We start from the raw sequence: 8,496 nt of genomic DNA, 5'->3' as shown, positions 1-8,496 counted from the left end.
GCACGGAACGGGACGATCGCGGAGCCTGCGATGCCCGTCGCCTGGGAAAGCGCCAGCAGCAGCCCGGCCGTCGCAGCGCTGACACCGCGGCTCTGCAGCAGGTCCGGCAGCCACGCGAGCACCACGTAGAACGTGAGCGACTGGAACCCCATGAACAGCGCCACCTGCCAGGCCAGCGTCGTGCGGACGAGCGCCCGCGATGCGCTCGGTCCGCCCTCCATCTGCGCACGCGCCGGGCGTGGGGCACGCACGCGCGGCAACCAGAAGGCAAGTGCGATCGCAGCCGGCACCGCCCACAACGCGAGCGCGTTGCGCCAGCCCATGCCACGCGCGAGCGGCACCGTCGTCGCCGCCGCGATCGTCGCGCCCACTCCCATCATGCTCGAGTAGAGGCTGGTCATCGAGCCGGATCGGTGCGCGAAGTCGCGCTTCACGAGAGCGGGCAGGAGCACATTGCCGAGTGCGACGCCCACGCCGAGCGCGCCCGTGCCGATGTAGAGCAGCGTCGCACCAGCCAGCGGCCGAATCGCCGTCCCGGCCGTGATCAGCACCAGCGCAACGACCAGCGCGCTCCCCAGTCCGATCCGCCGTGTGAACGATGGGGCGACAGGCGAGACCAAGCCGAAGGCGATGAGCGGGAGCGTCGTCAGAAAGCCGAATGCGGTCGCGGACATTCCCGTCGCATCCATGATCGGGTCGACGAGCGGCCCGACACTCGCGAGCGCCGAACGCAGGTTGAACGCGACGAGGAGCATGCCCGCGACCAGCAGCAGGCGCCTGGCGCGGGTGTTCGCGTGACCGGCGTCGCTTTGCCTGGTTTCGTGCATCTCGATCCTGTGTCGGCCGGAACTGCGGCGACGTCCGTCGTGATCGGCAGCGGCCTTCGTTATGTCGACGCGTGCCGCAGGGTATAGCCGCCGTAGCGTCCAAGGGGCCGTCCGGAAGATGCACGTGTCATGCGACGGCCGCACTGTTCATCGCGTGCTCCCGGCCCCGGCGAGAATCTGCGCAACCGCGACCAGCACCGCTGGCGACGTGCGCGTGATCTGCCGCCACGAGAGGCGCACCACTCGAAAGCCCGCGGACATCAGGGCGGCGTCGCGCCGGCGGTCGCGCTCGAAGGCCGCGCGCGAGCCGTGGAACGCGTACCCGTCGATCTCCACCACCACTTTCTCCGCGCGCCACACGCAGTCGACCTCGTAGCCGTGCAGCACCGCGTTGACCTCCGGAAGCGGCAGGCCCCCCTGCCGCAGCAGCGCGACGAATCGCTCCTCGGCCTCGGAACGGGTGAGCGCCGGGCCACCGTCCAGGAGAGCGCGCAGCACCGGTGCCCCGCAGCGGCGCGGATGTCGATCGAGCGTCTGCAGAATGGCGGCGCGCGTCGTCAGGCCGGCGCGCTCCGCCGTCGACACGGCGCGCTCCAGCTCCTGCCGGTCCATGCATCCGGCGACATCCACCAGCGTCCGCGCGACACTCGTGATCGGGATGCCGTGACGGCTTGCGATGTCGTCCGGGTGCAGCGCGCTCGTGCGATGCACGCGAATCAACGGACCGGGCCTCCGGAAAACCAGGGCGGTCACGTCGACGCGCGCGTCCCTGCTGCGTGGACGAGTGACCCGCCACACCGCGCAGGCGCTGAGGTGGCTGAGCAGTGCACCCGCGCCGCTCGCGAGGACCGCCGCCATCTCCCGCGCGTACCGCCCCTCGATCGGACCGACGCGGTAAACGCCGCGGACCATCGGCTGAAGCTGGCCGCGGTTGACGCGGTAATCGATGGCGGGCTCGGTCACGCCGGTTCGCAGCAGTTGCTCGCGTGACACGACGCCGTGCTGTCGCGCGGCGAGGGCGGCGATGCGGTTGTCGGCGGTGTTGGGTGGGACGGGGGTGTCGCGCGGGACGGCGGTGTCGGGTGGGACGGCAGTCTCGCGCGGGACGGCGGTGTCGCGCGGGACGGTAGTCTCGGGTGGGACGGGGGTGTCGGGCGGGACGGCAGTCTCGGGTGGGACGGCGGTGTTGCGCGGGACGGCGGTGTCGCGCGGGACGGTGGTGTCGCGCGGGATGGCGGTTTCGCGCGGGACGGTGGTGTCGCGCGGGATGGCTGCGGGCGGGGTAACGGCGCGTCCGCCTGATGCGGTCTCGACCGACGTGGTGCGCCGGAACTGTTTCGGCGGATCCGGTGGAGCCTGCGAACTGGCTGATCTCGCTGAATACGGTGGGTTGGGTGAGTCCGGTGCATCCGGTGAATTCCGCGGATGAGTTGCCATGGTCGCCTGATGTGAGGTCGAGGGTGCTGGTGACGGCGCTCGGTCCTGGTTGCGGATCGTTGTCGTGAGCGTGCTCTGCGAGCCCGTGCAGCGAAATCCGCCTCCTGATTCCGGCGGGACGTCCAAGGCAACGTTGCTCGGGTCCGTGCGATTTCGAATGCGTGCAACGTTGGCTGTGATTATCAAAGGCAACGTTGCTCGCTTCCGGTGCCCGGTGAACGCGTGCAACGTTGGCTGTGAATATCAGAGGCAATGTTGCTCGCGTTCGATTCATGACGGATGCGCGCAACGTTGCCTTTCATCGTCCGCGTACCGCGGGCGGAAAAGGGATGCGTCCACCAGGATGCATCGAGATTCCCGCCTGCAGCGAAGCCGGCGTTCCAAACCTGGATTGCACGTCGGGGCGGGAGGCTGGCGGGATGGGCCAAAGCATCCGGGTGCCGCCGTCGCGGGCAGTCAGGCTGGAGGAAACTGAATACGCCGAACTCCCGAAACGCGGGCGGGACGCTGCCGACTCCCGGCTGGGTGCCCCTGAGCCCGGAGGGCGTGGCATTTCAGTGTCCTTGCAGCCGCGAGGGGGAGTCCGGCAGCCCCTCCACCGGCCCTGGCCGCGGGAGGGGAGTCGGCAGCCCCACCACCGGCCCTGCCTGCGGGCCTCCAGGTGGGCCGAAGCGCCACCGCCGTCCACGAACGGGGTGGGCCGAAGCGCCACCGCCGTCCTTGAATTCGACCCCTTCCCATACCTAACACCTCCATGTATAGTACTATCAGGTATGCCGCCCGCCGGTCACGGACCGCCGGGGCGGCCGTTGGGTCACCTGAGCCCTGCTCTGGATGAGTGCCATGGAGATCAACAAGGACCTCATTGCCGCGTCCTCGACGCCGATCGTGCTGGCGATCCTGGCCGAAGGGGACAGCTACGGCTACGCGATCCTGCAGCGGGTGCGGGAACTGTCGGGTGGGGCGATGGAGTGGACGGACGGGATGTTGTATCCCGTGCTGCACCGGCTGGAGCGGCAGGGGCACGTGGAGGCGCGCTGGGAGACGGCGGAGACGGGGCGACGTCGAAAGTACTACCAGATCACGCAGCGAGGTCGATCGCAGCTTGCCGAGGAGCGCCGGCAGTGGCAGGCGGTTGACGCGACGTTGCGCGGCATCTGGGGCGGCCTGTCGCTCTCGGTTCCGACGCCCCGGCCGGTGGCGCGCGCCCTGCTTTGGATCGCCGCTGACCTCCTGCCGTCGTTGCGCGCCATGTTCGATGCAGCGCGTCGTTCTGCGTGGCCGCGACACGTTCCCGGCCGTGGACCGGGTGCGATGCTGCCCCTTCGGGCGCGGCTGCGCCTGGTTCCGGCCCTTTCCCGCCCGGCCGCAGGGCCGGCATTCCTGATTCCCTTGCTGCAGGCAGCCTGACCATGTCGACGCAGGAAAACGCGGCAACGCTGGAAGAGCAGATCGACCAGTGGCGGAGCTATCTCCGCCGGCGGCAGGCGATTCATGCAGTGGACGTCGCGGAGCTGGAGGATCACCTGCGCGAGCAGGTGGCGGTGCTGGTGGACGCGGGGCTCGCTACGGACGAGGCATTCCTGGTCGCGGTGAAGCGACTGGGCGACCTGGACACGCTTTCGCGGGAGTTTGCGCGCGAACATTCGGAGCGGCTGTGGAAGCAGCTGGTCGCAATGCCCGCGGATGTGGGGCAGCCCGACGTGTGGGCGTCGCGTGACGCGCTCGTGGCGCTTGGTGTAGCGGTGGCGGCGGCGGTCGCGATCAAGCTGCCGGCGCTGTTCGGGCTGGACCTGAACGAGGATGCCAACGTCTACGCGCGCAATGTCAGCTTCTTCGTGCTGCCGCTGCTGACCGGCTACTTCGCGTGGAAGCGCAAGCTCGACACCGGCACCCTCCGCTGGCTCGCGCTCGCCTTCGCCCTGGCCCTGGTCTTTGCGAACGTCTACCCGTTCCGGCCGCAGGGGAACACGGAAGCGCTGACGGCGCTGCACCTGCCGATCGCGCTCTGGATCGTGGTCGGTGTCGCATACGCGGGCGGCCGGTGGGGCGAGGTGGCGGGCCGGATGGACTTCATCCGTTTCTCGGGTGAGCTGTTCATCTACTTCGTGCTGATCGCGCTCGGCGGTGGCGTGCTCATGGGCTTCACCGCGCTCACGTTCGAGGCGATCGGCATCGACATCGAGCCCATCTTCGAGCAGTGGATCCTGCCCTGCGGCGCGGTCGGTGCGGTGGTCGTGGCGTCGTGGCTGGTGGAAGCGAAGCAGAGCGTGATCGAGAACATGGCGCCCGTGCTCACGCGCCTGTTCACGCCGCTGTTCACGGCGGCCCTGATCACGTTCCTGGTGACGATGCTGCTCACCGGTCGACCGCTCGACATCGGGCGCGAGCTGCTGATCGTTTTCGACCTGCTGCTGGTGGTGGTGCTCGGTCTGCTGCTGTACTCCATCTCGGCGCGGGACCCGGGCGCACCGCCGGGATTCTTCGATGTGCTGCAGGTCGTGCTGGTGGTGAGTGCGCTGCTGGCCGATGCGGTCGCGCTGTGGGCGATCGCGGCGCGGATCAACGAGTTCGGCTTCACGCCCAACCGTGTCGCGGCGCTGGGTGAGAACGTGATCCTGCTGGTCAACCTGGCGTGGTCCGCGGTGCTGTACGTGCGGTTCCTGCGGCGGCGTGGCGGCTTCAGCGACCTGGAGCGCTGGCAGACGAACTACCTGTGGGTGTACGCGATCTGGGCGGCCATCGTCGTGGTGACGTTTCCGCCGCTGTTCGGGTACATCTGAGCGACTACATACGACGCGGGGAGCGCACCTTCGGCGCGAGCTTGCGCGGTCGCGCTGGCGAGCATCCGGTGCGCCTTCCCGCGCCTGCCCGCTGAAAGGGCGTCGGTCACGTCGCAGCTGCGCCGCGCATCCCGGGCGCCGCCCACCGCCAGGGTGTCGCTCACGTCGGGGGCTGCGCCGCGCATCCGGCGGCCGCTGCCCCCAGACGCTGCCGTTCGCTCACATCGAGACCTGCGCCGCCCCCCGCTCTGCCGCCGGAATCAGCACGTTCGTCAGGAGGTCGTGCAGCGCGCGGTTGTGGCCGCCCTCCCGTGCCGAGACCGCATCGGACGTCGTCACGACGGTGAGCTCCAGCTCCGGCACGATGAACGCGTACTGTCCGCCGTAGCCCCACGCGAAGTACACGTCGTAGCCGCGGCGCTCGCGGATCCACCAGCCGAGGCCGTAGCCGTGGCCGTTGAAGCGCGACGTCGTGCGCTGCGTCCACGAGTCCCTGATCCACGCTGCCGGTACGATCTGCCTGCCCTCGTGAGTTCCGCCCCGGCGATACAGCTCGGCAAAGGCGAGCAGCTCGCGCGGGCGGAGCCGCATCTCGTTGCCGCCGAAGTAGACGCCCTGCGGGTCGGTGGTCCAGCCGCGCAGCTCGATGCCGAGCGGCTCGAAGAGGCGGCTGCGCGCGTAGGCGAGTGTGCTCATGCCGGTCGCGCGCGTGAGTGCGGCCGACAGGATGTGACTGCTGCCCGTGCTGTAGAGCATGCGTCCGCCGGGCTCGTCGACGAACGGGCGCGTGAGTGCGTTGCGGACCCAGTTGCCACTCGAGACCCACGAGCCGTAGTTGCCGAACGACGTCGGTTCCAGGCCCGCCTGCATCGACAGCAGTGTGCCTACGGTGACACCGGCCATCCGGGGGTCGGCCTCGCGCGCCGTGTACTCGGGAAAGAGTGGAGCGATCGGCTGGTCGAGGCCGGTGAAGTGCCCCTCGGCAATCGCAATCCCTACCAGCGCCGAGAGGATGCTCTTGGACGCCGACTTGATGTTGGTGCGCGCGTTCGCGTCCGCACCGTTGTAGTACGCCTCGCGCACCAGCTCGCCGTGGCGTGCGACGAGCAGGCTGCGGAGCCGCGGCATGCGTGCAGCACTGTCGTACGCCTGCGCGAGGAGTGTGCTGTCGAGACCGACGCTCGGCGCGCGTGCAGCAGGCCGGGCGGACGTCGCATGCTCGTCTGCACGTGCGGCGTGCCCGCTGCGCCCGTCATCGCACGCGACCAGCAGCGTCGGCAGCAGCAGGAGCAGCGGAATGCATCGGCGATGTCGAACCCGCGCGGAGCGCGCACGCCTGCCGGCGCGGTGGAGCCACCATTGCGATCCCCTCAACCCGGTCCCTCCCCGTCCAGCGGCAGCCACAGTGTGAACACACTGCCCTTCCCTTCGATGCTGTGCAGCGTGATTTCACCACCCAGCGCATGCGCGATGCGCCGTGCGATCGTGAGCCCGATGCCTGCGCCCCCGCTGTCGTGCGGCTCGACGCGCACGAACTCGTCGAAGAGCCGCGGCTGCATCTCCCGTGGAATGCCCGGTCCCGTATCCTCGATCGAGATCGCGGCCCGGTCTGTCGAGCCGTCTCCGTCTCCGACGACGTCCAGCCGGATCAGGATACGTCCTTCCTGCGTGTACTTCACCGCATTCGAGATCAGGTTCCCGAGCACCTGGCCCACGCGTCGCCGGTCGGTCGTGATCGGAGGCACCTGTGCCGGCAGGGCGACATCAAAAGCGAGCCCCCGGCACTCTGCCTGGCCGCGATACTCTTCGGCGACGTCGCGCACCAGCGTGCGCAGGTCGGTGCGCATCCGGCGGATCGAGAGATGACCGCTTTCTGCGCGCGCCAGCTCGAGCAGCTCGTCGACCAGGTCGAGTGCGGACATGATGGAGCCGCTGGCGCGGTCGACACTGCGCTTCTGTTCCGCGGTCATCCTTCCCATGATGCCGTCGGCGAGGAGCTGCAGGTAACCGCTCGCGGCGCCGAGCGGGTTCTTCATGTCATGGGTGAACCCGCGCAGGAGCCGCTCGCGGCTTTCCGTCATCCGCTCCAGCTCGCCGCGACGTCGCTCGGCGAGGGCACGCGCGTGCTGTGCAGTGTGCCGCAGGCGCTGCTGCTGCAGGCCGAACCAGCCGAGCAGCAGTGCGGCCGCCGCGGCGATGATGCCGAGCAGCACGGCGACCTGCCGCTGCCTGCCCGCCCAGCGCGCGTTCTCGTTCAGGGTTATGTCCGTAACATCCGACAGCGCGCCGCGCAGATGCTGCACCTGCCGCAGGGTCTCGGCGTTGAGGGCGTCGAAACGCGAAAGGGGCACGACGCTGCCCGGACCTGCCGCCGCGCCGAGTGCCCGCTCGAGAGAGTCACGCTGCGCCACGAGCTGTCGTAGCGTGTCGACATGCGCACTGAAGCGCACGCCGAGCTCGGCCGCATGCCGCTCCATCACCCGCAGCGCGCTGTCCTCCGCCGCCCGCCCCTCTGCCAGCTCGAGGTGGTAGCGCGGGTCGTCGCTGAGTGCCACGCTGCGCGCCGCCGCGAGTCGCCTCTCGGTCACGTACGCGAAGTCGCGCACAGCTTCGTACGCCGGCAGCAGCAGTGTCGTCATGCGCTCGGTCGTGCGCGACATGCGATGGAGCATGAGTGCCGGCGTGGCGGCGAGCACGAGCAGCACGAGCAGCACAGCGGCGAGCGCAACGATCGGCAGCCATTCCCTCTGATGCGTCGGGAACGATTCCGCCAGCTCCTTCGACGACTGGCCCGCCTGTTCCTCCACGGGACCCGTCACGCTCCCCTTCCGCTGCACGCCTCCATGCATGAGATGCACTGCCCATGCCCCGGACGGCGTCGCTCCCGGATTTCCGTCCCGCGGTGCTGATGTCCGACTCGATGGATCGTGTCACCCGCCACAACCGGTGGACCCCGACTGCGCCCGGGCGGTCACGCTGCAGCGCTGACGGAGCGAGCTCCCGGTCCGGTACGGCCGGCGCAATCCGGCCAGGATCAACTGCCATCCGCGGCTGGCGCACGGGGCAGCGCCCCCGTGACTTGCGTCTCGTGCCCGCCGGAGCGATGCTGCGCGACAGTTCAGCAAGGGGCTGGGTGGCGGGTTTCACGAGGGGGAAGCAGATGATTCGTGCAGTGATCGTTGCAGGTGCAGTTCTCGTCTGTGCGAGCGCGGCTCGCGCGCAGGATGCAGCACTCACACAGCCGTACTCCGAGGCCGATTGTCCGCCGTGCGCGGAGTGGAACGAGCCGAGCCGGCCGGTCCACCTCTTCGGCAACACCTACTATGTCGGAACACGCGGGCTCGCGTCCGTCCTGATCGCATCGCCGGCCGGTCACGTGCTGATCGACGGCGGGCTGCCGGACACCGCGCCGCTGATCCTGCGCAACATCGAGGCGCTGGGGTTCGATC

Annotated in this window: 7 protein-coding genes; 3 read left to right on the top strand and 4 right to left on the bottom strand. The window is 69.4% G+C overall.

Features of this window, described 5'->3' with window-relative positions; all coding sequences use genetic code 11:
- Together VFU06_03590 and VFU06_03585 are read right to left on the bottom strand one after the other, a co-directional pair.
- On the bottom strand, window positions 1-827 hold an 827-nt coding region (locus tag VFU06_03590; GenBank protein HEU5208472.1), incomplete at its 3' end, for an MFS transporter.
- A 147-nt stretch (window positions 828-974) separates the two neighbouring features.
- On the bottom strand, window positions 975-2,264 hold the full coding sequence (locus tag VFU06_03585; protein HEU5208471.1) for a type IV toxin-antitoxin system AbiEi family antitoxin domain-containing protein: 1,290 nt from the start codon (window positions 2,262-2,264) through the stop codon (window positions 975-977).
- An 843-nt stretch (window positions 2,265-3,107) separates the two neighbouring features.
- On the opposite strand from VFU06_03585, the gene VFU06_03580 reads away from it, so the two are divergent.
- Window positions 3,108-3,674, top strand: coding sequence for a helix-turn-helix transcriptional regulator (locus VFU06_03580; GenBank protein ID HEU5208470.1), 567 nt, complete (start codon window positions 3,108-3,110; stop codon window positions 3,672-3,674).
- 2 nt (window positions 3,675-3,676) lie between these two features.
- Window positions 3,677-5,047: a permease prefix domain 1-containing protein gene (locus VFU06_03575; GenBank protein HEU5208469.1), complete on the top strand. Its 1,371-nt coding sequence runs from the start codon at window positions 3,677-3,679 to the stop codon at window positions 5,045-5,047.
- Window positions 5,048-5,266: 219 nt separating this feature from the next.
- On the opposite strand, the gene VFU06_03570 is transcribed toward VFU06_03575, so the two are convergent.
- Together VFU06_03570 and VFU06_03565 are read right to left on the bottom strand one after the other, a co-directional pair.
- The gene (locus VFU06_03570; GenBank protein HEU5208468.1) at window positions 5,267-6,421 is read right to left on the bottom strand and encodes a serine hydrolase; all 1,155 of its coding nucleotides are present in this window, start codon (window positions 6,419-6,421) and stop codon (window positions 5,267-5,269) included.
- Complete coding sequence (locus VFU06_03565) at window positions 6,418-7,866, bottom strand: HAMP domain-containing sensor histidine kinase (GenBank protein HEU5208467.1); 1,449 nt, start codon at window positions 7,864-7,866, stop codon at window positions 6,418-6,420. Before VFU06_03565 ends, VFU06_03570 begins: the two co-directional genes overlap by 4 nt.
- A 341-nt stretch (window positions 7,867-8,207) precedes the next feature.
- Here VFU06_03565 and VFU06_03560 point away from each other — a divergent pair.
- On the top strand, window positions 8,208-8,496 hold a 289-nt coding region (locus tag VFU06_03560), incomplete at its 3' end, for a hypothetical protein (GenBank protein ID HEU5208466.1).

It is taken from the genome of Longimicrobiales bacterium, assembly GCA_035764935.1.
GTDB lineage: Bacteria > Gemmatimonadota > Gemmatimonadetes > Longimicrobiales > RSA9 > DASTYK01.
The sequence above is the reverse complement of the archived record's forward strand: the minus strand, read 5'-3'. Positions and strand labels throughout refer to the sequence as shown.